The sequence below is a fragment of the Rhodococcus sp. NPDC059179 genome (genome assembly GCF_042754885.1).
Lineage (GTDB): Bacteria > Actinomycetota > Actinomycetes > Mycobacteriales > Mycobacteriaceae > Rhodococcus_G.
This window is the reverse complement of record NZ_JBHZBV010000012.1, coordinates 1-26,882: the sequence shown is the minus strand read 5'-3', so window position 1 is coordinate 26,882 and position 26,882 is coordinate 1. Positions and strand designations below refer to the sequence as shown.

Genomic DNA, 26,882 nt, shown 5'->3' with positions numbered 1-26,882 from the left:
CCTTTTGCCCTAATCTCCCAGGTGCGACGCGCACCTTCGGCGATTGGGACATGGGACGTTATGGCTGGAACCTCGAGGCTCCTGGACAACTACTTCAAGATCACGGAACGTGGATCCACGGTCAGCAACGAGGTCCGCGGCGGTCTGGTCACCTTCGTGGCGATGGCGTACATCGTGGTGCTCAACCCGCTGATCCTCGGTAGCTTCTCCGCCGACGACGCGGCCGCGAAGACCGATGTGCTCGGCAACATCCTGCCGGTCACCCAGGTGGCGGCGGTGACCGCACTGGTCGCGGGCGTGATGAGCATCGCCTTCGGAATCATCGCGAACTACCCGTTCGGCATCGCGGCCGGCCTGGGCATCAACGCGCTGCTCGCGGTCACGATCGCGCCCCAGGTCACCTGGCCGGAGGCGATGGGCCTGGTGGTGATCGACGGCATCATCATCGTGGTACTGGCGATCTCGGGCTTCCGGACCGCCGTGTTCAACGCGGTGCCCGACGCCCTCAAGTCGGCCATCGTCGCGGGCATCGGCATGTTCATCGCCTTCATCGGCTTCGTCGATGCCGGCTTCGTCCGGCGCATCCCCGATGTCGCGGGCACCACCGTCCCGGTCGGACTTGGCATCAGCGGGTCGATCTCCAGTTGGCCGACGGTCATCTTCGCCTTCGGTGTGCTGCTGATGGGAATCCTGGTGGCGCGCAAGGTTCGCGGCGGCCTGCTCATCGGCATCGTCGTGACCACGGTGCTGGCCGCCGTCCTGGAGGCGGTCTTCGACATCGGCGCGTCGAAGGGCGTCGACCCCAAGGGCTGGAACCTCAGCGTCCCGGCGATGCCCGACGTGCTCGCGCAGATGCCGGACCTGAGCCTGGTCGGCGACGTGAACCTGTTCGGGGCGTTCACCCGGATCGGCGTGCTCGCCGCCAGCCTTCTCGTCTTCACGCTGGTGCTCGCCAACTTCTTCGATGCGATGGGCACCATGACCGGCCTCGGCAAGGAGGCAGGGCTGACCGATGAGCACGGCAACCTGCCGGGGATCGGGAAGGCCTTCGTCGTGGAGGGCGCGGGCGCGATCGTCGGCGGCGGCGCGTCCGCGTCGTCCAACACGGTGTTCGTCGAATCCGCCTCGGGAATCGCCGAGGGGGCGCGCACCGGGCTGGCGAATGTGGTGACCGGACTGCTGTTCCTCGCCGCGATGTTCCTGACCCCGCTGTATTCGGTGGTGCCGATCGAGGCCGCGGCGCCCGCGCTCGTGGTGGTCGGCGCGCTGATGATCGGGCAGGTCCGCGACATCGATTTCACCAAGTTCGACATCGCGCTGCCGGCCTTCCTCACCATCGTCGTGATGCCCTTCACCTACTCGATCGCGAACGGCATCGGCGTCGGCTTCATCGCGTGGGTCGTCATCGGTGCGGCCAGCGGCAAGGCCAAGCACATCCACCCGCTGTTGTGGGTGGTAGCAGGCCTTTTTGTGGCGTACTTCGCAGTCGGGCCCATCACGGACGCGATTACCTGAACCGCTTGTCAGGTAGTGCCGTATCCTCCGGAGGGTGACATTGGATACTCGCACTCTGGCCAGTGATCTTTCGTTGGCCGTCGTGCGTCTCACGCGACATCTCCGCGGGCGGCGCACGGATTCTCAGGTGTCGTTGACGCAGCTGTCCGCGCTCGCCAGTCTCTCCGCGGACGGGCCGATGACGCCGGGTGCGCTTGCGGCCAAGGAGAGGGTGCAGCCGCCGTCGATGACCCGGGTCATCGCCTCGCTCGCCGACCTGGGTCTGGTCGTGCGGACCCCGCACCCGACCGACGGCCGTCAGATCATCGTGTCGCTTTCGGGGCCCGGCGAGGCGCTGGTGACGGACGAGACCAGCGCCAGGGAGAAGTGGATGAACGAGCGGCTGGCTGCGCTCGACGAGGCACAGATCGCCGTGCTGCGCGAGTCGGTGGAGATCATCAGCTCGATGGTCAGCGACTCGGAGTAGCGTTTCTCCGCAGGCTCCGCTCCTGACCACCTAGAAGTGCCAGCCGGCGAACGGTTCTCGGTCGGTGCCGAAGGCGATGTCCAGCCGGTCCAGGACCTGCTCGTCCCGGGTCCACAGCCGCCCCGCCCGCGCGAACGACCGGGCCCGGTGGCCGCCGAGGTAGAGGCTGCCGAGAACGTCGAGATCGAGGCGGGCCTGCGGTGGCTCATCGGTTCGGGTCACCGTGGCCCGACCGTCCGCAACCCGCAGCGAGAAGGTGCCGCCCGCGTCGAGGAACGGGTCGCGTACCTCGATGACCACGTCCAGGTCGACGGCGAAGCTGCGCGCGGTGAGCGCGGCGGGCACGTCCATGATCCGCACCCAGACGGCGTCGTCGCGGGCGGTGGCCCGAGGCAACCGGGCGTCGGTTAGCAGCCACGGCAGCGGGTCGTCCGCGGTCTGGTCGACCCGGATCTCGCGCATCAGGTCCATGCCCGAGAGCACCCGCCATAGCGCCGCGTACGACTCGTCGGTCGCCGCGATCAGATCCTCGACGACAGCGACCATCCCCGTCGGCGTCTCCTTGCGCCGGTAGGTGGCATAGCCGTCGGCGTGCACCAGGTAGAACAGGGCCGAGGCGCCGCCGCGGCGGTGCTCGAGGTCCGCGAACATTCGGTCCCAGTACACCTGCGGCCGGGCCAGCGCCCCTGCCGTGCGCGCCTGCCAGCGGTCGTAGATTCCCGGCAGCGCGGGCCGGGCGGCGGCGGGCGGCACCAGGGCCACCCCGCCGGGATCGGCTGCGGTGTCGCGGATTCGGGCGGAGCGCCGGTCCACCGACACCGCGAGCTCACTGGTGGCGGGGCCGTAGCCGAATCGGCCGTAGATGGTGGCCTCGGTGGCGGTGAGGATCGACAACGGCGCACCCGCCGCGACGAAGCGCCGGTGCTGCTCGGTGAACAGCGCGCGCAGGATGCCGCGCCTGCGGTGGGTCGGGGCGACCGACACCCAGGAAACGCCTGGCAGTTCGAGTTGGGTGCCACCGGGGACGGTGATCCGCATCGCGAAGTTCATCACCACCGCGACCGGCCGGTCGTCGTCGGTGGCGAGAATGACGTCCTCGGTACGGGCGAACCGCCGGGTGAAGGCCATGTCCTCGTCGGTGGGGTGGAAGCCGAACGCGTGCGCATCGAGCAGCGCGACCGCGTCCCAGTCCGTCTCCGTTGCCGTCCTGATCGCGATCGCCGAGTCGCCCATCCCTCGAGGGTGGCACAGTCGCGGCGGTCGGCGCCTGGGAATTTCCGGTTCGCAATGGTGAATACGGCAGGATGGCCCCTGTGGTTCACGTAATCGATATCGACGATCCGGCCGACCCCCGCCTGGACGACTTCCGCGACCTGAACTCCTCGGATCGCCGCCCGGATCTGCCGGAGGGCAAGGGGCTGGTGATCGCCGAGGGCGTGCTGGTGGCGCAGCGGCTGCTCGCATCCCGGTTCGAACCGATCAGCCTGCTCGGCGTGGACCGGCGACTGGGCGAGCTGGCCGACGATCTCGTCGGCGTCGACGTGCCCTTCTACCGGACCTCCGCGGACGTGATGGCCGAGGTGGTCGGGTTCCACCTCAATCGCGGTGTGCTGGCCGCCGCGCACCGACCGCCCCCGCTGGAGTTGGAACAGGTGCTGCGCGGCGCTCGCACCGTCGCGGTGCTCGAGGGCGTGAACGACCACGAGAACATCGGCTCGATGTTCCGCAACGCCGCGGGGCTGGGCGTGGACGCGGTGCTCTTCGGCGGTAGCACCGCGGACCCGCTCTACCGGCGCGCCGTGCGGGTGTCGATGGGGCACGTGCTTCGGGTGCCATTCGCACGGGTACCGGAGTGGCCTCGCGGGCTGCATGTGCTCAGGGACAACGGTTTTCAGACCATTTCGCTGACCCCGAATCCGTCCGCGGTGACGCTGGCCGAGGCGATGACGGGGGAGAAGGTGGCGCTGCTGCTCGGGGCGGAGGGGCCGGGGCTGTCGGAGTACGCGATGCGGAACACCGACGTGCGTGCGCGGATCCCGATGGCGCCGGGAACCGACTCACTGAATGTGGCGACCGCGGCCGCGATGGCGTTCTATGAACGGGTCAGGACGGCCGGATGAGCGGTCCGGCCTGCGCTCCTACGCCGTGGGCCACCGGCTTGCTGGTGGCGGGGTTCGCGGCCGCGCCTGCCGGGGTCGGTGTTGCCGCCTGCGGGGCGGCGATGGCGGCCGTGCACCCACTGCTGGCGTTGGTGGTCAACCTGCTGGTCGCGGTCGGGGTGGCCCCGACGTTGTGGCAGTGGCGGGCGGTGCCGGTGTGGCGCTGGGCGGTGCTCGGCTGTGCCGCGGGTGTCGTCGCCGGGTGGATCGCGCTGCTGGCCGGGGCCGGCTGAGGCCGGGTCAGTTGAATCCGAAGCCGAACCACTGTCGGATCCCGCGGATCAGCCCGACCCGGGGCGGGTGGTCGGGCTTTGCCGCGACGACCGCGGGCGGTTCCTCGCCCTCCTTGTAGACCGCGAATCCGCAGACGCCGACCGCACCGGCGTCGATCTCGCCGTCGCGGACGGGGCCGGTGTAGCGGAACCCGAGCCATTCGGCGTTGGCGGCCTCGGCGAACTCGCCGGGGTGGAATGGCAGTGACTGCGGATCGGGCAACATGCCCACCGGGTAGGCCAGGGGATGTTCCCCGGCCCAGAACTCTCTCTCCCAGACCAGTGGCAACCCGAAGTCCTCGTAGATGTCGACCGGTGTCGCGCTGAACGAGCGGCGCAGCGCCCCGCGTTCCCAGTACGCGAAGGAGGCCCACGCGGTGTCCGGTTCGGTACACATCAGATACGTACGCTCGGAAGCCAGTGGGCGAGTCCAGGATTCGTCGAGCTTCGATGGCTCGTGCACCGTGAGGTTTGACCCGCAGACGACGGTGAGTCCGGGGTAGCTGCCGACGTACACGACCCCGGGCCGGACGCCTGCCGAGGTGGCGAGCGGGCCGGGTTCGAGTGGGGTGACGATCATTTCGGGGTAGAGCTTGCCGACCAGGGCCAGTGCCGCATCGGCGTCGGGTTCGGGGTGTTCGCGGAGCACGGCCATGGGATCGGGGGCGTCGACGTACCAGATCGTTGATGCTTTGGCCCCCACAGCCGGCACCTCCCTTTTCGTTGCTTACCTGAGAGGGTACGACCTGGGCGGCTGTTCGTGTGGGAGCGAAACCCGGACCTGTTGAGCGGCATACGCGTCCACATACTCCTGGTCGGAGTTGGCGAGCAGGGTCCGCATCAGCGCGTCGGTCGCCTCGCGGACCGCCGGCTCGCTCGGGACGGCCGCGTGCAGGTGGGTCAGATCCAGCGGTGCGCACACGGTGATGTGCACCTTGCCGAACCGCCACATCCGTGAACCGATCGGATTGACGGCAGGCGTCCCGCACATCACCACGGGCACGACCGGCGCGCCGGTGGGCAGCGCGACCCGCATGACGCCGGTCTTGCCCCTGTGCAGTCGGCCGTCCGGTGAACGGCTGCCCTCGGGGTAGATGCCCCAGGCGCCGCCCGCCTCGACGATCCCCCTCGCGGTCGCCAACGCATCTCGCGCCGCATCCGCGCCGCTGCGGTCGATAGGGACCTGGCCCGTGCAGGTGAAGAACCAACGAGTCAGCCGGCCCCTGATTCCTGTGCCGGTGAAGTACTCGCTCTTCGCCACGAAGGTGATGCGGCGCCGCACCATGAGGACCAGGAAGAACGAGTCGGCGACCGTCAGGTGGTTGCTCGCCAGGATCACCGGCCCGGTTGGCGGAATGTGCTCGGCGCCCTCGATCGTCGGCCGGCCGAACAGGCGCAGGATGGGCCCGATCAGGACGTTCTTGAACAACCAGTACCACATGGTGTGAATACCCCCGAGGAGACCGAACGACGCGAGTAGACAGTGTCTACGATGGGTATCGATGATGCCATCCCGTGTTAGACAATGTCTACGTGGAGGACGAACCGCTTCGGGACAGGCTGGTCAGGTGTGGCGTCGAGCTGCTCGAGCGGGAGGGCATCGCCGGGGTGAGCCTGCGCGCGATCACCAGGGAGGCGGACGTGTCACACGGCGCCCCGCGTCGATACTTTCGCACGCACAAGGCGCTACTCGCGGCGATCGCCGGGGAAGGCCTGGCCGACCTGACGGCCGAGGTCCGATCGATCCTGGCGAGTGGAGATCCGTCCGCGCGGGACCGACTCGTGGCGCTCGGCCGGGTCTATGTGCGTTTTGCGGAGCGTCGGCGGGCGATGTTCGAGCTGATGTTCCGCCACGACCTGCTCGAGGGCTCGGGTGCGGACCTGCGGCGCACGAGCCTCCCGTTGTTCGATGTGCTCGTCGCGCTGGTGGACGAGGCCACCGCCGGGAGCGTGGATTCGCGGGAGCGGGCGCTGGCGATCTGGACGGGACTGCACGGGATGGCGGTCCTCGCGGCCGACCGCGCCCTCCAGGTCATCTCTGACCCGCGGGGCGCGGCGGCCCTCGTCGACCGGACGGTCGACGCGCATCTCACGTAGGTCAGACCAGTTGCGGCACAGCCTCGGTCAGGAAGTCGTCGATGTGCGCCCACGTGGTCTGCTTCGCGCCGGGACCGGCGACCAGTCCGAGGTGGCTGCCCGGCACGGCCTCGAACCGGACCGACTGGGACCCGGTCAGCACATCGGTGATCCGCCGCACCGACGCGACCGGGGCGATGACGTCGTCGGTGCCGCCGACCGCGAGCACCGGCGCGGACAGGGCGGCAAGCTCGACGGTGCGAGATCCGAGCCGGAAATTCCCTGCGGCCAGCGCGTTTCCGAGGATCAGCTGGGTGCACATCTGATGGAACAGGCGGGCGGGGTAGCCGGGCATGGCGGCCATGAACCTGTCGATGGACTCCATCCGGGCCAGCGTCTCGGTGTCGTGCAGGTTGCGCGCGATGAACCACGGCTTGGTCAGCTCGCGCTGCAGTGCCGTCACCCGGTAGCTGGCCTGCACGACGGGGGCGGGCAGGCCGCCCAGCGCCCAGGTGGCCGAGGTGAGCGGCTTGTCCCCGGTGAACCTGCCGATGACGCGCAGCGGCGCGATGTATCCGATCTCCTCGTAATCGATCGGGGTGCCGATCGCGGTGATCGACCGGATCGGGAGGTCGGCGTGTGCCGCCCCGGTCAGCAGCGAGATCGTCCCGCCCAGGCTCCACCCGATCAGGTCCACGGGTGCGCCGTCGTGCAGTTCGGAGACGCGGCGCATGGCCTCGGGGATGATGTCGTCGACCCAGGTCTCGAAGCCGAGGCCCCGGTCCGCCGAGGTCATGGTGCCGTAGTCGACGAGGTAGGGCGTGCGACCGTTTCCGAGCAGGTGTGCGGCGAGGCTCTGCCCTTGGCGCAGGTCGTAGCAGTGCGCGGGCACGGCGAGCGGGGGCACCAGCAGGACCGGATTGTCACCTGCCATGGCGCCGAATCGGTACAGGTCGCGGTGCGGGCCGTGGGCGATCCGCTCCGACGGGGTCGGCTCGGCGGGCTGGACTCCGCCCCCGAACGTCAGCCCCCAGGCGTTGCGGGTCAGCGTTTCCAGGCGCGGACGCCAGTCGAAGTCCAGCACAGTCTTCCCCCTGCTCAGGTCCGAATACTTAGTGTTACTCGAAGTAACTCTAAGTGATCCTGGCAGCAGGCGCAGGTCCGGGTGTCTTCAGCCGCGACCGCTGCTGCGCACGCCGAGCAGAACGTCGTCCCAGGACGGCAGTGCGGGCTTGCCGCGCTTGTCCTTGGCGCCCTGGTGCTGCGGCGCGGGCTTAGGCCGGTGATCGTCGTCGTCCTCGGGGGCCGTGTCCTCTTCGTGGAAAAGGGAATCCATGGCGCCCGGCTCGTCGAGCGACTCGTACTCGTCCGCTTCGACCTCGACCTCGGCCTCGATCACGGCGTCGAGCGCGGGGGCGTACGGATCCTCGACTGCGATCGGGGCGAGCCCGCGCAGTGGGCGTCCGAAATCGGGGTCGATCAGGTCGGTCGCGGCCGCGTCGAGCGGGGCGATGGTGCCGCCGTGCGAGTCCGGCTGGAAACGCCAGTGCGCGGCGTTGCGGGTGCGGCCTGCCTGCCATTCGAGTTGAGCGATCCAATGCCCCTCTTCGTCGCGCCACGCGTCCCACTCGGCCTCGTCGAGATTGTGGCCGCGGGCGCGGAAGGCGAGGCCGACGATCTCGGCGAGGGTCAGGACGGTTGGGCCGTTCTCGCGTACCGGGTGACCGGCCTGGGCCATCTCGGCGGCACGCGAGCGTTCGAGCAGGACCGGGTGCGCGAAGCTCTCGATCTTCTTGATCGACACACCGGCCTCGGTCGCCACCTGTTCGACGGTGGCGCCGGATCGGATGCGGGCCTGGATGTCGCGGGGTCGGATTCGGCTCTCGGTCTCGATTTCGATCTGCCCGAACCGGGCGACGTCGCCACGCGATGCGGCGCGAAGCTTGTCGTCGGCGGGGACGCGAAAGCGTTCACCGCTCTCGTTGTCGGCACACACGACGTGCGTTCCGTCGGGCTCAAGTCCGATCACTCGAAGTTCTCGCACCGTGACCTCCCTCATCGCGTAGCTCGCGATATCGCCCTTGCCGACTGTAATGGACCCGTGATCGGGGTGAGGTCAGGACACGCGTCGCCCGGTCGACCGGTTTGGTTTGTGGCGCGCTATTGTCTCTGGCCGAAATTCGGCCGGAGCGGGAGCCGCTCGGAGTTACCCTCAGGGGAATCTGGCTTGGTCGGACCGGGAGGGCAGCGGCGATGGTCGAGAAGGTTCCGGACACACAGACAGATTCGTCTCCCGTTCGCCGCGCGTGGAATGCGCTCGGGGCGATGCTCGACGGCCCCCTGACCGGACTGGCCCCGTGGATCGTGCTCGCGGTCGTGGAGGGGCCGGGACGCGTCGCCTGGGCGGCCGGGATCGCGCTGGCCATCTCTGTCGTGTTCATCGCCCTCGATCTGCTGCGCGGCCGTTCCCTGAAACTGCTCGGTGTGGTCGACGTCGTGTTCTTCGCGGCGCTGTTGGCGGTCCATTTCCTGCTCGACCAGGCGGGGCAGGACTGGATGGAGACGTGGGTCGGCGAGATCGCAAACATCACGCTGGTCGTCATCGCGGTCGGCTCGATGCTGGCCCGGGTGCCGTTCACCATCCAGTACGCGCGCGAGGAGGTCGACGAGCAGTACTGGCGGACGCCGACGTTTCTGAGGATCAACTACGTGATCACCGGTGTGTGGGCCGCGGCGTTCCTGGTCGCGGCGATCGCGGGCTTCTACGGGGATGCGGTACTGCGCGACAGCGACAATCTGTGGACGGGGTGGGTCATCCAGACCGCGGCGATTCTGTGCGCGTTGCAGTTCTCGGCCTGGTATCCGGAGGATCCGCGGCCGCCGCTGACCGCGTTGTTTGCCCCGTTGGCGGTGTGGCTTATCCCGCTCGGCATCCTGATCGTGACGATGGGTGACGGCCCGGACTGGTTGGGCTACACCGTCATCGCGGTCGGGGTGGGTACCCAGGCGTTGCTACGAAGGGAGAGTCATGGGTGACCTCGATGACGACGACCGCACGCACCTGCGCCGGGCGATCGAGCTCGCGAACGAGACCGGGTCGGCGGGCAACCGGCCGTTCGGTGCGGTGGCGGTCGGGGCGGACGGCGCGGTGATCAGCGAGGGCGCCAATTCCGTTGCCACCTCCGGTGACGTGACCGAGCACGCGGAACTCGACGCCATCACCACCGCCTGCGCCGAGGGCCGAACGGACGACCTGGTCGCCAGCACCGTGTACGCGAGCGGGGAGCCGTGCCCGATGTGCAGCGCCGCGATGGTGTGGGCGGGCGTGCGCCGGGTCGTGTTCGCGGCGTCGTCCGAGGAGTTCGGGCAGATTCTCGGCGGGGGGCCGCGGTTCGGCCTCGGCTGCGCGGAGGTGATCGCGTCCGCCGATGCCGACATCGCGGTGAGCGGCCCGCACCTCGGCGAGGAGGCGCTCGACCCGTTCCGGCGCTTCGTGGCGGCGAACCCGGACTGGCCTGCGGACGGCGATGCGGCGCCCTGACAGAATCAGCGCCATGTCGAATCGAAACAACATCTCGTCCGGCTCCGACTGGGAGTCGAAGATCGGTTACTCGCGGGCCGTCCGCATCGGCCAGCAGGTGTCGGTGTCCGGAACCACCGCGTCGGGTCCCGACGGTCCGGTCGGCGGCGACAGCCTCGCCGAGCAGACCCGCGAGGCCGTGCGCCGGATCGTGGCCGCCCTCGCCGAGGCGGGCGCGAAGCCCGAGGACGTGATCCGCACCCGGATCTACCTCACCGACATGAGCCGCTGGGAAGAGGCCGGGATCGCGCACGGCGAGGTCTTCGGCGAGATCCGTCCCGCCACCACCATTCTCGAGGTGAGCGCGCTCATCGATCCCGCGCTGTTGGTCGAGATCGAGGCCGACGCGATCATCGCGGAGTAGTCCAGGTGCAAAGTGTGGGATTCCTCTCGGATGGCGGGAGGAATCCCACACTTTCAACCGAGGGCAGCGGCTATCTGCCCAAGCACCTTGGCTGAGTCATGGCGCAGCTGGTGCCAGCTGAACCTGAGTACGTGCCAACCAGCGTTCACCAGTACGTTCTGTCTTTCGAGGTCGTGGTTGAACCGTTCGACGTCACGGTGCCATGCCCAGCCGTCCACCTCGATCGCGACTCGCGCGCGGACGAACGCGACATCGATCTCGTAGCCGCAACTGGTCAGGTGCGGCCGCCAGCCGGTGACACCAGCCTTGCGTAGCAGGCGGTGAAGCATCCGCTCGGCCTCCGACGCGCCGCCCTCGCCTGCCGAATGCAGGAGTCTCGCGGCGGCCACCGCGCCGCGCCGGCCGAGGTTCCGCTCGTGCACTGCCTGCAGGATTGGCAGAGTTGTGTGCCGCTGCAGCGCGCGGTCCATCATCACTGAACCGGCCCGCAGCTCGACCGCGGCCTCGAGCACGGTCAGTGGAAGTTCCGTGCACGGCAGCGACTTCACGTTCCCGACATCGGGCCATTCCAGGTCTCGGCGCCGAACGCGGACGTCCTTGCGGGACCGCACCGTTCGACGTTGTGGAACGTTCACGTCGCACCGAGTCGGAGGGTTCTCGATGAGTCCGAGCCACCAGGCCGCACTCGGACCGAACGCGACGGCGTCCGGCCCGCTGCCGTACACCGCCGCCCGCAATCGGACCGCCGCAGTGTGGGGCCGATCGGCGCGCAGGTAGACCCCGGTACACACCCGCCGCCATTCACCCGACGCGACACGTCGACTCACGGCGGAGTCGCTCATCCCCGATTCGAGCGACTGGTGCAGGGTGATCACACCGTCCTGCCTGGCCATCGTCGAGTGCACACGCTTCGGGGTCATGCACGGTTGGACGCACCGTCAGGGCTTCGGTTCCATCCATGGCAGAAAGTGTGGGATTTCTCCCGGATGCCGGGAGGAATCCCACACTTTCGACACGTGTTAGCTGAACTGCATGGCGTCGTCCTCGAGCCTGCCGTGCCGCAGCGTCACGAGGTCGTGTGCGTAGCTCATGCCGAGCTGCCACGGTGCCTTCGTGCCGGTCTTGGGGAACTCGTCGATCGAGCGCTGGACGTACCCGGCCGCGAAGTCGAGCAGCGGGCGGGTGGTGAGCGTCGGGTCGTCGTTGGTCGGGACGCACACGGTGTGACCCCGCTCGTCCATGTGCGTGAGCAGCCGGCACACGTAGTCGGCGACGAGGTCGGCCTTGAGGGTCCAGGATGCGTTGGTGTAGCCGACCGTGAACGCGAAGTTCGGGACGTCGCTGAGCATCATGCCCTTGTACGCCAGGGTGTCCGGCAGCGACACCTCACGGCCGTCGACGGCGAGTTCGATCCCGCCGAACGCGAGCAGGTTCAGGCCGGTCGCCGTCACGATCACGTCCGCTTCGAGAGCCGAGCCGGACTCGAGCTCGAGGCCGCGCTCGGTGAAGGTGGCGATCCGGTCGGTGACCACCGACGCCCTGCCGTGCCGGATTGCCCGGAACAGGTCACCATCAGGCACCAGACACATTCGCTGGTCCCACGGGTTGTAGCTCGGGGTGAAATGGGTGTCGATGTCGTAGCCCTTGGGCAGCGCCCGCTCCTGCGCCTTTCGGAGGAACGCCTTGACCAGGCGCGGCAGCCGCTGGCTGAGTTGGAACGTGACGGTGGAGAACGCGACGTTCTTCCAGCGGGCGATCGGGTAGGAGAGCTTGTCGCCGAGCAGTCGGCGCAGCCCGTTGGTGACCGGGTCCTTCGCGGGGAGGGCCGCGATGTAGGTGGGGGAGCGCTGCAGCATCGTCACGTGCTCGGCTCGGTCGGACATCGACGGCACCAGGGTCACGGCGGTGGCCCCGCTGCCGATGACCACGACCTTCTTGCCGGTGTAGTCGAGGTCCTCGGGCCAGTGCTGCGGATGCACGATCTGCCCCTGGAAGCGGTCGGTGCCCTCGAAGCTCGGCGTGAATCCCTCGTCGTAGCGGTAGTAGCCGCTGCAGACGTACAGGAAGCTGCAGGTGATAGTGACGGCGTCGTCGCCGTGTGCGGCTTCGACGGTCCACCGGGCGTCCTCGCTCGACCACTTGGCCCGCACGACGCGGTGGCCGAAGCGGATCTGCTTGTCGATGCCTGCCTCGCGCGCGGTGTCGCGGACGTACTTCAGGATCGCCGGGCCGTCCGCGATCGACTTCTCGTCCGTCCACGGACGGAAGCGGTAGCCGAGGGTCTGCATGTCGGAGTCCGATCGGATTCCGGGGTAGCGGAACAGGTCCCAGGTGCCGCCGATGGCGTCGCGGGATTCGAAGATCGCGAATGATCGGCCGGGGAAACCGGCCTGGATCTGGTGGGCGGCGCCGATCCCGGACAGTCCGGCACCGACGATCAGCACGTCGATGTGTTCGGTCACGACGGACCTCCTCAATGAACGAGATATAAGTGTGATTGACGGTACCGCATAGGTTCCCGTCCCGAAACGGCCGCCGTTAAGTACTGGACGGTCAATCAGTCGCTTACCAGCAGGTATGCGCCTGTGATTGCTGCCACATCTGTTGACTCGGGACCCCCGGCACGCCTTTACTGAGGCGGCCCTAACGAAGGGCAACCTAAGCTAAATCTGTCGCCTGGGTCGGGGGCGGCACCAATCGAAAAGGACACATCGAGTGGCTACCTCAATCAAGCGGCGCCTGGCGAGCGCGGGCGCCATCGCAGGACTCTCGACTCTCGCGTTGATCGCTGTCCCGGCGGTGGGTTCGGCGGCCGTCACCGGCGCCGCAACCGTGGTCGCGAACGCGGGAAAGGGCACCATCACGACCACGATCACCGGGCTGAACACCACGAAGGCGTTCGTCAAGTGTGAGGGCACCGTCTACCGTGCCGACGCCACGGTCCTGGACAAGACCACCAAGGTCGGCGAGAGCTACCTCGTCGTGGGCGAGTCGATGGTCGCCGGTCAGGTGCTGACCGACGCATCCGGCACCGGCACGTCGGCGACCTTCGCCGACGGCGAGTACCAGGTCCGGACCAAGTGCAAGGAAGAGGGCGACGTCGACTACCAGGATCCGATCGCCTCGGTCCGCGTCACCGTCACCGGCGGCGCCGCCACCGAAGCGGGAGGATCGAGCGATCTGGGCTCGATCCAGGCCCTGCTGAGCGGCCTGCTCGGCCAGTTCGGCAGCTAGTCACTCCGCGGTGGTCGGCGTTCGCACCGGCGAACGCCGACCGCCGCATCCGGATCGACAGTCTTTCTTCAGCCGCACCCTTCAGGATCTGTCTCCCATGTACGACATCTTCACCCTGGCCCGCGCCGCCGACGCGGTCGCCGACCTGTTCGACGACCCCGCCTTCCTCGCCGACATGGCCCGCCGCGCATCAACGGCCGAGGCCACCGCGTTCTCCGCGCTGCTCGAGGCGGCGGGCCGAGACGACATCAGGACGAGCTTCCTGGCCACGATCACTGCGCCATAGCCTCGGCTACCCGCCCGCGCCGTTGTTCGGGTTGGTGCAGATGGTGCCCTCGCACGGGACGGCCGTTCCGTCGCCGTTCGGGTTCTGCATCACCGCGCCCCCGTTCTGATGCGGGTCGGTCCCTGCCCCGTGGTCCGGGTTCGTGCAGATCGTGCCCTCGCATGGAACGTACTTTCCGCTGCCGTCGGGGTGCGGGATGGCGTCCGGTGCGACGTAGCTGCCGATGGGACATCCCGGATCCTGGTTGCGCGCACAGTATTCGGTGCTCAGATTGTTGCCGGTGGACCCGTCCGCTCCGACGGGCCCGGGCGCCGGGGGGATCACCACCGGCGGGAGCGAGACCGTCGCCGGTGGCACCACAGGAGCAAGTGACACGGGGCCAGGCGCCGGTACCAGCGATGCCGGGGTCGCAGGCACGGTCGCGGTCGTCGTCGACGTCGCAGCCGATGTTGTCGTCTTGGTCGTGTCCGAGGCGTCGTCGCTGCATCCCGCGGCGAACGCGGTCAGGGTCAGCGCGGCGAGGATGACGAAACTACGTTTGAACATGAACGATTCCCTCCCAATCGGTGTCAGTCGCTGCCGATCCTGTCACCTCCGGGCCGAAATGCGCGCCAACCCAATCGGACACAATCCGTGTCAAAAAAGTCAGCCCCCGGCACTGAAGTGCCGGGGGCTGACTGAACTGCCTGGTTGACTCAGAGCTGGCCGACCACCCAGTCGATGCTCTTGGTCAGCGCGGTGATGTCCTCGGGATCGATCGCCGGGAACATGCCGACGCGCAGCTGGTTGCGGCCCAGCTTGCGGTACGGCTCGGTGTCCACGATCCCGTTGGCGCGCAGGATCTTCGCCACCGCGGCGGCGTCGACCTTCTCGTCGAAGTCGATGGTGCCGACGACCTGCGAGCGGTGCGCCGGATCGGCGACGAACGGCGTCGCGTACTCGCTGGCCTCGGCCCAGTTGTACAGGCGCGAGGACGAATCGGCGGTGCGCTTGGTGGCCCAGTCCAGGCCGCCGTTGCCATTCATCCACTCGATCTGGTTCGCGAACAGCAGCAGGGTGGCCAGCGCCGGGGTGTTGTACGTCTGGTCCTTGGAGCTGTTGTCCACCGCGATCGGCAGCGACAGGAAGTCCGGGGTCCAGCGGCCCGAGGACTTGATCTCCTCGACGCGGGCAAGGGCGGCCGGGCTCATGATCGCGATCCACAGTCCGCCGTCGGAGGCGAAGCACTTCTGCGGGGCGAAGTAGTAGACGTCCGAGTCGGCGATGTTCACCGGCAGGCCGCCCGCACCGGAGGTGGCGTCGATCGCGATGAGCGCGTTCTCCGAGCCGGCCGGACGCGACACGGGGATCGCGACACCGGTGGAGGTCTCGTTGTGTGCCCAGCCGATGAGGTCCACCGACGGGTCCGACACGGGCGCGGGCGCGCTGCCCGGCTCGGCGGAGACGACGATGGGGTCACCGATGAACGGGTTAGCCTTGGCCACGGAGGCGAACTTGGAGCTGAACTCGCCGTTCGTCAGGTGCAGCGACTTCTCGCGGATCAGGCCGAACGCGGCCGCGTCCCAGAACGCGGTGGTGCCGCCGTTGCCGAGCACCACCTCGTAGCCCTCGGGGATCGAGAAGAGGTCGGCCAGGCCCGAGCGCACCCGGGCGACGACGTCCTTGACCGGCTTCTGGCGGTGGCTGGTGCCGAACACCGAGGCGCCCACGTCCACGAGCGACTGCAGCTGCTCGGGGCGGACCTTGGACGGTCCGCAACCGAATCGGCCATCGACGGGCTTGAGGTCGGCGGGAATGATCGGGGTGCTCATCGCGTCTTGACGTCCTTCTGTGTTGATGGTGACGAGGCCTGCACGGCCAGGGGGCGGGCCGAACTAGCCGGCGATCTGGTTCCAGCCCTCGACGGACTCGGGGGTGCGGGGCTCGGGTCCGGTGTAGATGGCGGCCGGGCGGACCAGCTTGCCGAGACGCTTCTGCTCCATGATGTGCGCGCACCAGCCGGCGGTGCGGCCGCAGGTGAACATCGCGGGCATCATGTGCGCCGGGACCTCGGCGAAGTCGAGGATGACCGCGGCCCAGAACTCGACGTTGGTCTCGATGGCGCGGTCCGGGCGGCGCTCACGCAGCTCGGCGAGGGCGGCCTGCTCGAGCGCGGCGGCGGCCTCATAGCGGGGCGCGTTCAGGCGCTTGGCGGTGGCGCGGAGCACGCGCGCGCGGGGGTCCTCGGCGCGGTACACGCGGTGCCCGAAGCCCATCAGCTTTTCCTTGCGGTCCAGGATGCCCTTGACCAGCGCGCGGGCGTCGCCGCTCTTCTCGGTCTCCTCGATCATCGGGAGCACGCGGGCAGGCGCGCCGCCGTGCAGCGGGCCGGACATCGCGCCGATGGCGCCGGAGAGCGAGGCCGCGACGTCGGCGCCGGTGGAGGCGATGACGCGGGCGGTGAACGTGGAGGCGTTCATGCCGTGCTCGGCGGCGGAGACCCAGTAGGCGTCGATGGCCTCGGTGTGTGCCGGGTCCGGGTCACCCTTCCATCGGGTCATGAAACGCGCGGTGACGGTGGGACATTCGTCGATGACCTTCTGCGGCACGGCGGGCTGGTAGACGCCGCGGGCCGACTGCGCCACATAGGACAGCGCCATCACCGAGGCGCGGGCGAGCTGCTCGCGGGCGGTCTCGTCATCGATGTCGAGCAGCGGCTGGTATCCCCAGATCGGGGCCAGCATCGCCAGTCCCGCCTGCACGTCGACGCGGACGTCGCCGGTGTGGATCGGCAGCGGGAACGGCTCGGCGGGCGGCAGCCCCTGGCCGAACTGGCCGTCGACGAGCAGGGCCCAGACGTCGCCGAAGGTGACACCGCGAGCGACCAGGTCCTCGATGTCGACTCCGCGGTAGCGCAGCGCGCCACCGTCCTTGTCAGGCTCGGCGATGTCGGTGGTGAAGGCGACGACGCCCTCGAGACCGCTGACAAAATCCTCGGGTACTGCCGCGCTCGCTGCCATTGCTCGTGGACTCTCCTCGTCGTCTTCGGTATTCGCCCGGTCGGGGCTGCTCCGCCTAAGTCATCGCCGTCGTGCGGGGCGCAGGCATGGTGTGCAGGCTCTGTGCCGCCGTGACTGGAAGCCCTGCGTCGCGGGAATCGCGGGTGCGATACACGGTCGACAGGGTGGGTCACGTCAAACTCTAGCCCGTTGCGTGGCGTGGGTGAGCGGCACGTACCCGGGAGTAACGTCAGCGGCTGTGTCGCCCGATTCCGAGCCCGAGTCCGCCGCGAACCCCGACCTCGCCGCGATGCGGGTCGGCTACGCCCACCAGGAGCCGAATCAGGCTGTGCCGGAGGGGAATCTGGGGGCCAGATCGCTGCGCGGAGGCTGGTTTCCGCTGCTGCGCCGGTGGCTGGACCAGGCCCGCTCGTCCGGCATCGCCGAACCCAACGCGATGGTGCTGGCCACGGTCGACGCGGAGGGCAGGCCGGCCTCGCGGACCGTGCTGTGCAAGGGGCTCTCCGAGGACGGGTTGGTGTTCTACACCAACTACGAGTCGAACAAGGCCCGCGAACTGGCGGGCTCGCCGTACGCATCGGCGACGTTTTCCTGGATCGCCTTCGCGCACCAGGTCACGGTCAGGGGATCGGTGACCCGCGTCGACCCGCAGGTGACCGAGGAGTACTGGCGCAGCAGGCCGCGAGGATCCCAGCTCGGGGCCTGGGCGTCGCACCAGTCGAGCCCCATCGGATCGCGGGCCGCGCTCGAGGCGCAACTGGCCGAGGTCACCGCCAGGTTTGACGAGGTCGACGACGTGCCGGTGCCGCCGAACTGGGGTGGCTTTCTGCTCCGGCCGGACAGTGTCGAGTTCTGGCAGGGCCGGGCGAATCGGATGCACAACCGGGTGAAGACGACCCTGGCGGACGGCGCCTGGACCGTGGAGCGATTGCAGCCGTGACCGAGGTCCGGACCCGTCGGCGCCTGCTCGCCGACACCACACCGCTGCGCAACGAGGACTTCCGTCGGCTCTGGGTGGCCGGAATCGTCACGGTGATCGGCGCCCAGATCAGCGTGGTGCTGGTGCCGCTTCAGGTCTATCAGATCACCCTGAGCTCGGCCTATGTCGGATTGACCGGCGTGTTCGGGCTGGTCCCGCTGGTCATCTTCGGGCTCTGGGGCGGCGCGCTCGCGGACGTGATGGACCGTCGCAGGCTGATGACGATCACCACCATCGGGCTCGCGGTCACCTCGGTGCTGTTCTGGGCTCAGGCCGCCGCAGGGGTGAACAACGTCTGGCTGGTGCTCGTGCTGTTCTCGCTGCAGCAGGCCTTCTTCGCGGTGAACTCGCCGACCCGAAACGCGATCATCCCGCGGCTGCTGCCCGGGCGGCAGTTGCCCGCGGCGAACTCGTTGAACATGACCGTCTTCCAGTTCGGCGCGATCGCGGGCCCGCTGCTGGCGGGCGTGCTCGTCCCGCTGACCGGGCTCGCGGTGCTCTACCTGGTCGATGCGATCGCGCTGATGGCGACGCTGTGGGCGGTGCTGCGACTGCCCGCGCTACCGCCGACCGGCGCCACCACCAAGGCCGGGTTCCGGGCGGTCCTCGACGGCTTCCGCTATCTGTCCACGCAGAAGGTGCTGCTCGCGTCGTTCGTGGTCGACATCATCGCGATGGTGTTCGGCATGCCGCGGGCGCTGTTCCCGGCGATCGCGCACGAGAGCTTCGGTGACCCGGTGAGCGGAGGCGTCGCGCTCGGACTGCTGTTCGCGGCGATGTCGGCGGGCGCGGTGATCGGCGGGGTGTTCTCCGGCTGGCTGCCGGGGGTCAGGTATCAGGGCCGAGCTGTGGTGGCCTGCATCGTGGCCTGGGGCCTGGCGATGGTGGGATTCGGCGTCGCGGTGGGGTTCGCCGACCCGGACGGCGGCCGGGTGCTGCTGTGGGTCGCCCTCGGCTTCCTCGCGTTCGGCGGCGCGGTGGACATGATCTCGGCCGCCTTCCGCAGCACCATGCTGCAGCAGGTGGCGACCGACGAGATGCGCGGACGGCTGCAGGGCGTGTTCATCGTGGTGGTCGCGGGCGGTCCCCGGATCGGCGACGTCCTGCACGGCGCGGCGGCCTTTGCGGTGGGAACCGCGGTCGCCGCCGCGGGCGGCGGGGTGCTCGTGGTGCTCGGTGTCGGGCTGGCCTGTCTCGGGTTCCCGATGTTCCTGCGGTACCGGGTGGGGCGCGGCTGACGATCGGTTCGGCGGCTTTGGCGGGATGGGTGCCGTCGCGCGCCGATTGGTGGACACTGTGTGCCATGTGTGAGTCGTGCCATGTCTGAGTCCGTCAACGGCGTCGTTCGACCTTCCGGTGTGCGGAGCCTCAAGATCGAGCACGGGGACTATCGAGCCGAGATCGTCTCCCGTGGGGCGGGTCTTCGGCTGCTCGAGTGCGGCGGTAGGCAGCTCACCGAGACGTCGCCCGCGGGGGAGAGGCCGCCGCTGTCGGCGGGACTGGTGCTCGCGCCCTGGCCGAACCGGATTCGCGACGGCTACTTCATCTTCGACGGCGTCGAGCATCAGCTGGCGATCACCGAGCCCGCCCGAAACAACGCCATCCACGGGCTCGTCCGGCGCGACGACTGGCAACTGGTGGAGCACACGGCCAACCGGGTGCAGCAGAGCATCCGGCTCGGCCTGCACAAGGGCTGGCCGTACCCGTTGCAGCTGACGGCCACGCACGAACTCGGCCAGGACGGCCTCACCGTCACGCACACGGCCACGAACATCGGGGCGATGCCCGCGCCGTTCGGGATGGGCGTGCACACCTTTGTCCGGGCGGGCGACACCCCACTCGACGAGTGCACCCTGCGGTTGACCGCAGGCACCAGATTGCCGCTGGACCAGGAGCGGATGCTGCCGATGGGCAATTCCGAGTCCGTGTACGGCACCGATTACGACTTCACAGCGCCGCGCTCGCTCGACGGGGTCTGGCTGGACACGCCGTTCAGTTCGATCGTGCCCGATCCGGACGGCCGTGCCCGGCACGAGTTGCGCGCCCCGGACGGTTCGGGGGCGGTGCTGTGGACCGACCGCCAGTTCGGCTGGATCCAGGTGTTCACGGCGGACCCGGAGCACGGCCAGGGCTATCCCGATCGCGGTCGCGCACTGGCAATCGAACCGATGACCTGCCCTCCGGACGCCTTCAACTCGGGCATCGGCCAGGTGGTGCTGCGGCCCGGGGAGACGTGGACAGGGACCTGGGGTCTCGGCGCGCTCTAGTGGCAAATCCCACTCGCCGTGGACCCTCCCTGGGCAAGCGGGCGTAACAGCGACTAGGTTCTATCCGACTGATAGTGCTACTCGCTGATCCGAGTTTGAGAGGGATCCTTCGTGCCCGCTGCCGATGACACCACACCCACGCTCAGCTACCCCGGTGGCGACCATGCGATGTCGATTGCCAAAGCCTCTGAGGGCAATGACGGCATCGAGCTGGGCAAGCTTCTGTCCGAGACCGGGTACACCACCCTGGATCCCGGATTCGTCAACACCGCCTCCACCAAGTCGGCGATCACCTACATCGACGGCGAAAAGGGAATCCTGCGTTACCGCGGCTACCCGATCGAACAGCTCGCGGAGGGCTCGACCTTCCTCGAGGTCAGCTACCTGCTGATCTACGGCGAGCTGCCCTCGGTTGACGAGCTGGCCGCCTTCACCACCCGCATCCAGCGGCATACGCTGCTGCACGAGGACCTGAAGCGGTTCTTCGACGGCTTCCCGCGCAACGCGCACCCGATGCCGGTGCTCTCCTCCGCGGTGAACGCCCTGTCGGCGTACTACCAGGACTCGCTCGACCCCGACGATCCCGAGCAGGTGGAGCTGTCCACCACGCGACTGCTCGCGAAGATGCCGACCATCGCGGCCTACGCCTACAAGAAGTCCGTGGGCCAGCCGTTCCTGTACCCGGACAACTCGCTGTCGCTGGTGGAGAACTTCCTCCGGATGACGTTCGGCTTCCCGGCGGAGCCCTACGAGGTCGATCCGGAGATCGCCAAGGCGCTGGACATGCTGCTGATCCTGCATGCGGATCACGAGCAGAACTGTTCCACCTCGACGGTGCGCATGGTCGGTTCGTCCGACGCGAACCTGTTCACCTCGGTCTCCGCGGGCATCAACGCGCTGTGGGGCCCGCTGCACGGCGGCGCCAACCAGGCCGTGCTCGAGATGCTCGACGAGATCAAGGCCAACGGCGGCGACGCCAAGGAGTTCGTCCGCAAGGTCAAGAACAAGGAAGACGGCGTGAAGCTCATGGGCTTCGGGCACCGCGTCTACCGCAACTACGACCCGCGCGCAGCGCTGGTGAAGAAGGCCGCGGACACCATCCTGTCCAAGCTCGGCGGCGACGACGAGCTGCTCGACATCGCGAAGTCCCTCGAAGAGGCGGCCCTGACCGATGACTACTTCATCGAGCGCAAGCTGTACCCGAACGTCGACTTCTACACCGGCCTGATCTACCGGGCGATGGGCTTCCCGACGCGCATGTTCACCGTGCTGTTCGCGATGGGCCGCCTGCCGGGCTGGATCGCGCACTGGCGTGAGATGCACGAGGACCCGGCCACCAAGATCGGCCGCCCGCGTCAGATCTACACCGGCTACACCGAGCGCAACTACATCGACCTGGGAAGCAGGTGATCGCATGAGCGACGAGCCCGTGATCGAGTTCCAGGACGGCCCCGCGCCGACCGAGCTCGTGATCAAGGACATCACCGTCGGCGACGGCGCGGAGGCCACCCCCGGCGCCAAGGTCGAGGTCCACTACCTCGGTGTCGAGTTCGACACCGGTGAGGAATTCGACTCCTCGTGGAGTCGCGGCGAGTCCATCAACTTCCCGCTGTCCGGCCTGATCGCCGGTTGGCAGGAGGGCATCCCCGGCATGAAGGTCGGCGGCCGCAGGCAGCTGACCATCCCGCCGGAGCTGGCCTACGGCCCGGCAGGCGCAGGCCACCAGCTTTCGGGCAAGACCCTGGTCTTCGTCATCGACCTGCTCGACGTGGTCGTTCCGCCCGCCGCACCGGTCATCGAGCCGGCGACCGGCCCGGCCCCCGCTGAGCTGGTGATCGAGGACATCACCGTCGGCGACGGCGCGGAGGCTCAGCCCGGTGGAGTCGTCGACGTGCACTACCACGGCGTCGAGTTCGACACGAACAAGGTGTTCGACTCCTCGTTCCAGCGCGGCGAGTCCGTGAAGTTCCCGCTCCCGCGGCTGATTCCCGGCTGGCAGGAGGGCATCCCCGGAATGAAGGTGGGCGGTCGCCGCAAGCTGACCGTCCCGCCGGAGCTCGCCTACGGTCCGGCCGGCTCGGGTCACCCGCTCGGCGGCAAGACCCTGGTCTTCGTCATCGATCTGCTGGGCACCTAGTAGATCTTTTGTTGAAAGGCCCCGTATCGCGTTGCGGTACGGGGCCTTTCGCGCAATCAGGGCTCGAGAACAAACGGTACGTTCAGGACGCAGGTGATGACGGGAACCGTTGTCAGCTGATAGCTGCCGGCGACGCGTCCGATTCCGAATCCGCCCGCGGCCGGGCCGGTCGTGACGATGATGGTCTTGATGTCTCCGGGATCGAGACTGACCGATGTGGCGGGTCCACCCATCGGGAACTGGAAGAAGTTCGTCACGATGATGCCGTTGAGGCCCGTGGGGACCTGCGCGTTGCGGATCTTGAAGGACCCGGACGGACCCGGCTCGACCGGTCCGCAGGCCGGATCGGGCCCGACTTGAGCGCCGAATGGCGTGGCGGCGCTTGCAGCCGGCGCGGCAAACAGCGCGCCCGCGGCGGCTCCAGCGATCAGCAGCGCGGCGGGCGCACGGACGTTTCTCCTGGTGAACATGGTTTTCCCTTCGCGAGTCGTCTAGGGATGGCGACCGCCCGGTCGACGGCGTGCCGCCCACCATCGTTACTCGCTCAGGGGCGATTGCACATCCCCCGGCTCACGTCCGGTACGGGAACTCCAGCACCAACCGCGCCCCTCCTAAGTCGCTGACCTGGAAGTATGCGCGGCCGCCGTGCAGCTGCGCCTGCTGTGCGACCAACGCCAGGCCGAGGCCGGAGCCGCCCTTGCTGGCGCCTGTTCCGCGGTAGAAGCGCTCGAAAACGGCGTCGCGCTCGGACTCGGGCACCCCGGTGCCGTCGTCGTCGATCGTGATGGTGACGGTGCTCGGGGAAACCCGGCGGGCGGCGAGGACCACCTTCGAGGCGCCGCCGTGGCGGATCGCGTTGGCGATGGCGTTGTCCAGTGCCAGCCGCAGACCGGCGGGCAGCCCGCGGATCACCAGCGAGGGTTCGGATTCGACGCGGACCTGCACGTCCGGGTGGTGGCGCCTGGCGTCCTGGGCGGCGAGGTCGCACAATTCGACGACGTCGGTGGGGACGTGGTCCTTGTCGCTGGACAGTTCCCCCGACGCGAGGCGTTCGAGCGCGGACAGCGTCGCTTCGACGCGGCCCTGGGTGCGGGCCAGGTCGGCAAGGATCTCGGCCTTCTGCGGTTCGTCGAGTTCGAGGGTGCTCAGCACCTCGATGTCGGTGCGCATCGCGGTGAGCGGGGTGCGCAGCTCGTGTGCGGAGGCGGCCGCGAAATCGCGGGCGGTGTCGAGGGCGGCGGCGGTCTGGGACTGGGCCTCGGCGATGCGCTGCAACATCAGCTCGACGGCGTCGGCCAGTTCCTCGGCCTCGCGGACTCCGGACACCTTCGGCGGCGGGCCCTCTGGCGGCGGTCCGTCGCCGATCTGGTGGGTCAGCTGCACGATCGGGCGGACGGCGCGGCCGCCGAAGATCCAGCCGAGCCCGGCCGCGGCGGCGATCGCGAGCAGGCCGGCCACCAGCACCCATTGCTGCTGGTCCGTGGTGATGTCCTTGGCCTCGGCGGCCGGCACCGCCAGCGACACCGTTGTGCCGGTGCCCGCCACCGCCGTGGTGTTCACCCGGTACGCGGTGTCGTCGACGTCCACGGTGGCTGCGCCGACGGGCAGCTCGGGGAGCTGGGTGGGCGTGCTGGCGGCGAGCGTGCCGTCGTTGCGGATCGTGACGGCGAACGCGCCCGCATCGCCGAACCGGGGCAGGAACATCGAGGCGGTGCCGATGTTGACGATGAGCACCCGCGAGGCGGTTTCCAGCCGGCGGTCGAGCTGGCTCAGGTTGTTGCGCGAGATCGCGAGTGCCACGAAGACGCCGAGCAGCGCGACGATGATGGTCGCGCCGAGGGCGGTGGCGGCCGCGACCCGGGCCCGCAGTGAGTAGGAATGCTTTCCCCTCACGGCATCTCCCGGAGCACGAACCCGACACCGCGGATGGTGTGCAGGAGTCGGGGCGAGCCGTTCGATTCGAGCTTGCGCCGCAGGTAGCCGACGAACACGTCGACGACGTTGGTGTCTGCGACGAAGTCGTAGCCCCACACCAACTCGAGCAGTCGCTCCCGGCTCAGCACGACGCCGCTGTTGCGGGCGAGAATGGCCAGCAACTCGAATTCCCTTTTGGTGAGCTCGATTTCGCGGTCGCCATCGTGTGCTCGGCGTCCCAGCAGGTCGACGGTCAGCGACCCGACGGTGATCGAGCCCTGCGGTGCGGCCGCGGCGGGAGGCGTCGTTCTGCGGCGCAGCATCGCGCGGATGCGCGCGACCAGTTCTGCGAGCACGAACGGTTTGACCAGGTAGTCGTCGGCGCCCGCCTCGAGTCCGGACACCCGGTCGTCGACCGAGGCGCGGGCGCTGAGCACACAGATGGGGATGTCATTGCCCATCGCGCGCAGCGCCGTGACGACACTCGCGCCGTCGAGGACCGGCATGTTCATGTCGAGAACGATGGCATCGGGGGAGCGGTCGGCGACGACGCTGAGCGCCTCCGCCCCGTCGGAGGCGGTGAGGATCGTGAACCCGGACAGGCGCAGCCCACGTCGCAGGGAGACGAGCACGTCCTCGTCGTCATCGACGACGAGCACGGTGGCGTTGGCGGATTCGGTCACGCAGCCATTGTGCCCGGAATGGTCGTGGAATTTCCGTGGTGGGGCGATGTCAATCTGTGGTGACGCCCAAATCGGTCGGCACCCATCCCGGCATCGCAACTGTGTCGCTGCGGGCGGGGGTGTCCCTATCGTCTGGTCCTACCGGTAGCTCATCAAATCAGGAGGCTTGCCAGGGTTGTTGATCAGCCACCCTGGTCAAGTGGATGCGGAGGGCATCAGCAACGATTTCGGGGTTCTCGAGCATCGGAATGTGGCCGACGCCCGAGAGGGTCACCTCTTCGACGTGGTCGGGCAGTTCATCGATCAGTCGCCGCATGCATTTGTTCCGGGTGAGGAAGGTGTCGAACTCGGACAGCATCAACGATGTCGGCGCGGTGACACGACGGATGTCCTGGTCTGTAAGTGGTCCATCGCGGAGATACGCCAGTTGCATTGGCAGGTAGATGGGACAGTGAGAGACTGCGCGGATCGTATTTGCCGCGTCAGCGGGGGTGACCGCAGTCATGTCACTGACGCAGTTTCGGATGATCGGGCGTTGAAAGATCTCGCGAGTTGTCATTCGATCACCGAATACGCGGGCAGCAGCGGCGAGTGGAAACTGTGCGATAAATACCAAGCCAAGGTGAAACTCTGTGTAGGAGAACCGTTTCCACCCTCCACTGGGGTTGATCGCAGCGAGGGATCTTGCGCGGCCGCGGCGCTCGAGTTCGAATCCGATCTCTCCGCCCAGTGAGCTTCCGGCTATATGGCAGGTTTCCCAACCGAGCTTGTCGAGTTCACGTTCGACGCCATCGGCGATCCCGCGGACCCCTACATCGCGCAGTCGCAGCCGAGGTCCGTCCCAATGTCCTGGCATCGTCATCGCGAGGACGTCGTAGTCGTTCGAGAGGTTGTCGACAACTCTGTGCCATGAATGATGGGACAAGGTGTATCCGTGTAGCAGCAGTACAGGCTCACCCGATCCAGCCCGGTTCATATGGTTCACAAGTCCCCCTCGCGCCCTTGACTACTCAGTAGTAGCAAAGATGGTCTGGAGGTGTCTAGCGCTGGGAACCGTGTTGCTCAGGACGGAATGCTGACGACAGGACCGGTCGGCGCCTTGTGTCACGCCACCGTCGCCGACAATGGGCCTCGGTAGAACTCCTTGTTGGGAGCATGGCGTGCAACACGTCGCAGCGTCTGCGGGATAGGCAGATGAGCCCGGCATTGCGCCTCTTGCCCTCCGGTGTGTCGATGCCCGGCAACATCACCCCTCCGGATCATGCGAGCGGCAGGGGAAGTAGTCATACCGGGCCTGGTGACCGTGACCCACGGAAGGGGTCGCGAAGAAGGTAACGGGGGCTCGTGAGGATGCGTGGGAATCGCGCTCCGTCGGGCGGCTCGGAACGCCCAGTGTGCAGGCCGGATACAGCACATCAGTGGTGTGCGCGCCCGGTCGGTATTTCGATCCTCGTCGGGCTGACGGCGGCCGCGGTCGCGCGGGCCCGGTAGTTCAGGTGGGGCCACTCCCTCAATGCTCGTCGGTATCGGTTGTGTCAGTGCAGGTTTCGGGCAACGGTGCGGCTTCGTCAGGTTTGGGAGCTGTTCCGGTCTTGCGATCGCGAGCGGGTTCGCCTGGTTGGCCGCCCTGCCGGTCCGGGGCGTGGGGCTGGTCATTTGGGGCTACGGCGGAGCGGTAGCGAGTCGACCGCATCGGACTGATGTCCTCCGCCCAGAATTCTGTTGTCGGACCCTGGCGCCTGTCGGACCTGAGGCGTACTATCGAATGCATGTTCGAATCGCGTGGTGAGGTCAGGGACAGCGAGGTGAGGTCCGGCGCCGAGGCGGGGGCCTTTTCGCTGCTCGATGATGTTGCCGCGTTGGAGGATGTCGGGTTGTCGTGTGTGGCCGAGAATCGTTTCGCGGCGCGGAAGGTGTTGGCGGCGGGTCGGTTCTGGGAGTCGTGGATCGA

At 68.2% G+C, this 26,882-nt stretch carries 30 protein-coding genes and 2 pseudogenes; 17 read left to right on the top strand and 15 right to left on the bottom strand.

Translation table 11 applies throughout. The annotated features are described in order from the left end of the window. Nucleotides 1–60: 60 nt before the first annotated feature. Entirely contained in the window at nt 61–1,515 is a 1,455-nt protein-coding gene (locus ACFXMV_RS19210) for an NCS2 family permease (protein ID WP_378501022.1), read from the top strand. A gap of 34 nt (nt 1,516–1,549) precedes the next feature. Continuing rightward, complete coding sequence (locus tag ACFXMV_RS19205) at nt 1,550–1,981, top strand: MarR family winged helix-turn-helix transcriptional regulator (protein ID WP_378501021.1); 432 nt, start codon at nt 1,550–1,552, stop codon at nt 1,979–1,981. Between the two features lie 30 nt (nt 1,982–2,011). Here ACFXMV_RS19205 and ACFXMV_RS19200 read toward each other — a convergent pair whose 3' ends face one another. Next, entirely contained in the window at nt 2,012–3,214 is a 1,203-nt protein-coding gene (locus ACFXMV_RS19200) for a GNAT family N-acetyltransferase (protein ID WP_378501020.1), read from the bottom strand. 80 nt (nt 3,215–3,294) lie between these two features. Between ACFXMV_RS19200 and ACFXMV_RS19195 the strand changes: the two genes are divergently transcribed. Both ACFXMV_RS19195 and ACFXMV_RS19190 read left to right on the top strand, forming a co-directional pair. Continuing rightward, entirely contained in the window at nt 3,295–4,101 is an 807-nt protein-coding gene (locus tag ACFXMV_RS19195; protein WP_378501019.1) for a TrmH family RNA methyltransferase, read from the top strand. Next, on the top strand, nt 4,098–4,373 hold the full coding sequence (locus tag ACFXMV_RS19190) for a DUF2537 domain-containing protein (RefSeq protein ID WP_378501018.1): 276 nt from the start codon (nt 4,098–4,100) through the stop codon (nt 4,371–4,373). Before ACFXMV_RS19195 ends, ACFXMV_RS19190 begins: the two co-directional genes overlap by 4 nt. Nucleotides 4,374–4,380: 7 nt before the next feature. Here the strand turns inward: ACFXMV_RS19190 and ACFXMV_RS19185 are convergent, their stop codons facing one another. Both ACFXMV_RS19185 and ACFXMV_RS19180 read right to left on the bottom strand, forming a co-directional pair. Continuing rightward, the gene (locus ACFXMV_RS19185; protein WP_378501017.1) at nt 4,381–5,115 is read right to left on the bottom strand and encodes a DUF6928 family protein; all 735 of its coding nucleotides are present in this window, start codon (nt 5,113–5,115) and stop codon (nt 4,381–4,383) included. Between the two features lie 24 nt (nt 5,116–5,139). Next, on the bottom strand, nt 5,140–5,853 hold the full coding sequence (locus ACFXMV_RS19180) for a lysophospholipid acyltransferase family protein (RefSeq protein WP_378503430.1): 714 nt from the start codon (nt 5,851–5,853) through the stop codon (nt 5,140–5,142). Nucleotides 5,854–5,945: 92 nt separating this feature from the next. Here ACFXMV_RS19180 and ACFXMV_RS19175 point away from each other — a divergent pair, with 92 nt between their 5' ends. Beyond that, a complete protein-coding gene (locus ACFXMV_RS19175; RefSeq protein ID WP_378503431.1) occupies nt 5,946–6,509 on the top strand; it encodes a TetR/AcrR family transcriptional regulator in 564 nt (187 codons plus the stop codon). Between the two features lies 1 nt (nt 6,510). Here the strand turns inward: ACFXMV_RS19175 and ACFXMV_RS19170 are convergent, their stop codons facing one another. Together ACFXMV_RS19170 and sepH are read right to left on the bottom strand one after the other, a co-directional pair. After that, nucleotides 6,511–7,572, bottom strand: a complete 1,062-nt coding sequence (locus ACFXMV_RS19170; protein WP_378503432.1) for an alpha/beta fold hydrolase — start codon at nt 7,570–7,572, stop codon at nt 6,511–6,513. Nucleotides 7,573–7,659: 87 nt separating this feature from the next. Continuing rightward, nucleotides 7,660–8,532 carry a septation protein SepH gene (gene sepH, locus ACFXMV_RS19165; RefSeq protein ID WP_378500664.1) on the bottom strand — a complete coding sequence of 291 codons (873 nt, stop codon included), beginning with the start codon at nt 8,530–8,532 and terminating at the stop codon, nt 7,660–7,662. 281 nt (nt 8,533–8,813) lie between these two features. Between sepH and ACFXMV_RS19160 the strand changes: the two genes are divergently transcribed. The 3 genes from ACFXMV_RS19160 to ACFXMV_RS19150 are packed head-to-tail and all read left to right on the top strand — an operon-like array spanning nt 8,814 to nt 10,432. Continuing rightward, nucleotides 8,814–9,524, top strand: coding sequence for a hypothetical protein (locus ACFXMV_RS19160; protein WP_378500663.1), 711 nt, complete (start codon nt 8,814–8,816; stop codon nt 9,522–9,524). Continuing rightward, nucleotides 9,517–10,029 (top strand): nucleoside deaminase, encoded by a 513-nt coding sequence (locus ACFXMV_RS19155; RefSeq protein WP_378500662.1) that lies wholly within the window; start codon nt 9,517–9,519, stop codon nt 10,027–10,029. Before ACFXMV_RS19160 ends, ACFXMV_RS19155 begins: the two co-directional genes overlap by 8 nt. 13 nt (nt 10,030–10,042) lie before the next feature. Further along, the gene (locus tag ACFXMV_RS19150; RefSeq protein WP_378500661.1) at nt 10,043–10,432 is read left to right on the top strand and encodes a RidA family protein; all 390 of its coding nucleotides are present in this window, start codon (nt 10,043–10,045) and stop codon (nt 10,430–10,432) included. A 53-nt stretch (nt 10,433–10,485) separates the two neighbouring features. Here ACFXMV_RS19150 and ACFXMV_RS19145 read toward each other — a convergent pair whose 3' ends face one another. Continuing rightward, nucleotides 10,486–11,352: a DUF559 domain-containing protein gene (locus tag ACFXMV_RS19145; protein ID WP_378503433.1), complete on the bottom strand. Its 867-nt coding sequence runs from the start codon at nt 11,350–11,352 to the stop codon at nt 10,486–10,488. A gap of 99 nt (nt 11,353–11,451) precedes the next feature. Next, entirely contained in the window at nt 11,452–12,894 is a 1,443-nt protein-coding gene (locus ACFXMV_RS19140) for a flavin-containing monooxygenase (RefSeq protein ID WP_378500659.1), read from the bottom strand. 253 nt (nt 12,895–13,147) lie between these two features. Between ACFXMV_RS19140 and ACFXMV_RS19135 the strand changes: the two genes are divergently transcribed. Both ACFXMV_RS19135 and ACFXMV_RS19130 read left to right on the top strand, forming a co-directional pair. Beyond that, the gene (locus tag ACFXMV_RS19135; protein WP_378503434.1) at nt 13,148–13,666 is read left to right on the top strand and encodes a hypothetical protein; all 519 of its coding nucleotides are present in this window, start codon (nt 13,148–13,150) and stop codon (nt 13,664–13,666) included. A 97-nt stretch (nt 13,667–13,763) separates the two neighbouring features. Beyond that, complete coding sequence (locus tag ACFXMV_RS19130) at nt 13,764–13,952, top strand: hypothetical protein (RefSeq protein ID WP_378500114.1); 189 nt, start codon at nt 13,764–13,766, stop codon at nt 13,950–13,952. A 6-nt stretch (nt 13,953–13,958) separates the two neighbouring features. On the opposite strand, the gene ACFXMV_RS19125 is transcribed toward ACFXMV_RS19130, so the two are convergent. The 3 genes from ACFXMV_RS19125 to ACFXMV_RS19115 form a co-directional block, all read right to left on the bottom strand. Next, nucleotides 13,959–14,498, bottom strand: coding sequence for a hypothetical protein (locus tag ACFXMV_RS19125; RefSeq protein ID WP_378500113.1), 540 nt, complete (start codon nt 14,496–14,498; stop codon nt 13,959–13,961). 149 nt (nt 14,499–14,647) lie between these two features. Next, nucleotides 14,648–15,763: a phosphoserine transaminase gene (gene serC, locus ACFXMV_RS19120; protein WP_378500112.1), complete on the bottom strand. Its 1,116-nt coding sequence runs from the start codon at nt 15,761–15,763 to the stop codon at nt 14,648–14,650. 63 nt (nt 15,764–15,826) lie between these two features. Next, entirely contained in the window at nt 15,827–16,951 is a 1,125-nt protein-coding gene (locus ACFXMV_RS19115) for a citrate synthase 2 (protein WP_378500111.1), read from the bottom strand. 289 nt (nt 16,952–17,240) lie between these two features. Between ACFXMV_RS19115 and pdxH the strand changes: the two genes are divergently transcribed. The 6 genes and pseudogenes from pdxH (at nt 17,241) to ACFXMV_RS19085 (ending at nt 22,334) form a co-directional block, all read left to right on the top strand. After that, on the top strand, nt 17,241–17,891 hold the full coding sequence (pdxH, locus tag ACFXMV_RS19110) for a pyridoxamine 5'-phosphate oxidase (protein WP_378500116.1): 651 nt from the start codon (nt 17,241–17,243) through the stop codon (nt 17,889–17,891). Continuing rightward, entirely contained in the window at nt 17,888–19,168 is a 1,281-nt protein-coding gene (locus ACFXMV_RS19105; protein ID WP_378500110.1) for an MFS transporter, read from the top strand. Before pdxH ends, ACFXMV_RS19105 begins: the two co-directional genes overlap by 4 nt. An 81-nt stretch (nt 19,169–19,249) precedes the next feature. After that, entirely contained in the window at nt 19,250–20,197 is a 948-nt protein-coding gene (locus ACFXMV_RS19100; protein ID WP_378500109.1) for an aldose 1-epimerase family protein, read from the top strand. 111 nt (nt 20,198–20,308) lie between these two features. Next, nucleotides 20,309–21,607 (top strand): citrate synthase, encoded by a 1,299-nt coding sequence (locus ACFXMV_RS19095; protein WP_378500108.1) that lies wholly within the window; start codon nt 20,309–20,311, stop codon nt 21,605–21,607. 4 nt (nt 21,608–21,611) lie between these two features. Further along, nucleotides 21,612–21,962 (top strand): annotated as a pseudogene (locus tag ACFXMV_RS19090) (FKBP-type peptidyl-prolyl cis-trans isomerase); the annotation flags it as partial. 3 nt (nt 21,963–21,965) lie between these two features. Continuing rightward, complete coding sequence (locus ACFXMV_RS19085; RefSeq protein WP_378500115.1) at nt 21,966–22,334, top strand: FKBP-type peptidyl-prolyl cis-trans isomerase; 369 nt, start codon at nt 21,966–21,968, stop codon at nt 22,332–22,334. Nucleotides 22,335–22,390: 56 nt separating this feature from the next. On the opposite strand, the gene ACFXMV_RS19080 is transcribed toward ACFXMV_RS19085, so the two are convergent. From ACFXMV_RS19080 to ACFXMV_RS19060, 5 genes and pseudogenes are all read right to left on the bottom strand, one after another. After that, complete coding sequence (locus tag ACFXMV_RS19080; RefSeq protein ID WP_378503435.1) at nt 22,391–22,804, bottom strand: hypothetical protein; 414 nt, start codon at nt 22,802–22,804, stop codon at nt 22,391–22,393. Between the two features lie 100 nt (nt 22,805–22,904). Then, on the bottom strand, nt 22,905–24,227 hold the full coding sequence (locus ACFXMV_RS19075; RefSeq protein WP_378501735.1) for a sensor histidine kinase: 1,323 nt from the start codon (nt 24,225–24,227) through the stop codon (nt 22,905–22,907). Next, the gene (locus tag ACFXMV_RS19070) at nt 24,224–24,931 is read right to left on the bottom strand and encodes a response regulator transcription factor (protein WP_378501734.1); all 708 of its coding nucleotides are present in this window, start codon (nt 24,929–24,931) and stop codon (nt 24,224–24,226) included. Before ACFXMV_RS19070 ends, ACFXMV_RS19075 begins: the two co-directional genes overlap by 4 nt. Before the next feature lie 157 nt (nt 24,932–25,088). After that, complete coding sequence (locus ACFXMV_RS19065; RefSeq protein WP_378501736.1) at nt 25,089–25,907, bottom strand: alpha/beta fold hydrolase; 819 nt, start codon at nt 25,905–25,907, stop codon at nt 25,089–25,091. A 64-nt stretch (nt 25,908–25,971) separates the two neighbouring features. Continuing rightward, nucleotides 25,972–26,154, bottom strand: a pseudogene (locus ACFXMV_RS19060) (hypothetical protein); the annotation flags it as partial. Between the two features lie 546 nt (nt 26,155–26,700). Between ACFXMV_RS19060 and ACFXMV_RS19055 the strand changes: the two are divergent. Then, on the top strand, nt 26,701–26,882 hold a 182-nt coding region (locus ACFXMV_RS19055), incomplete at its 3' end, for a hypothetical protein (protein WP_378503436.1).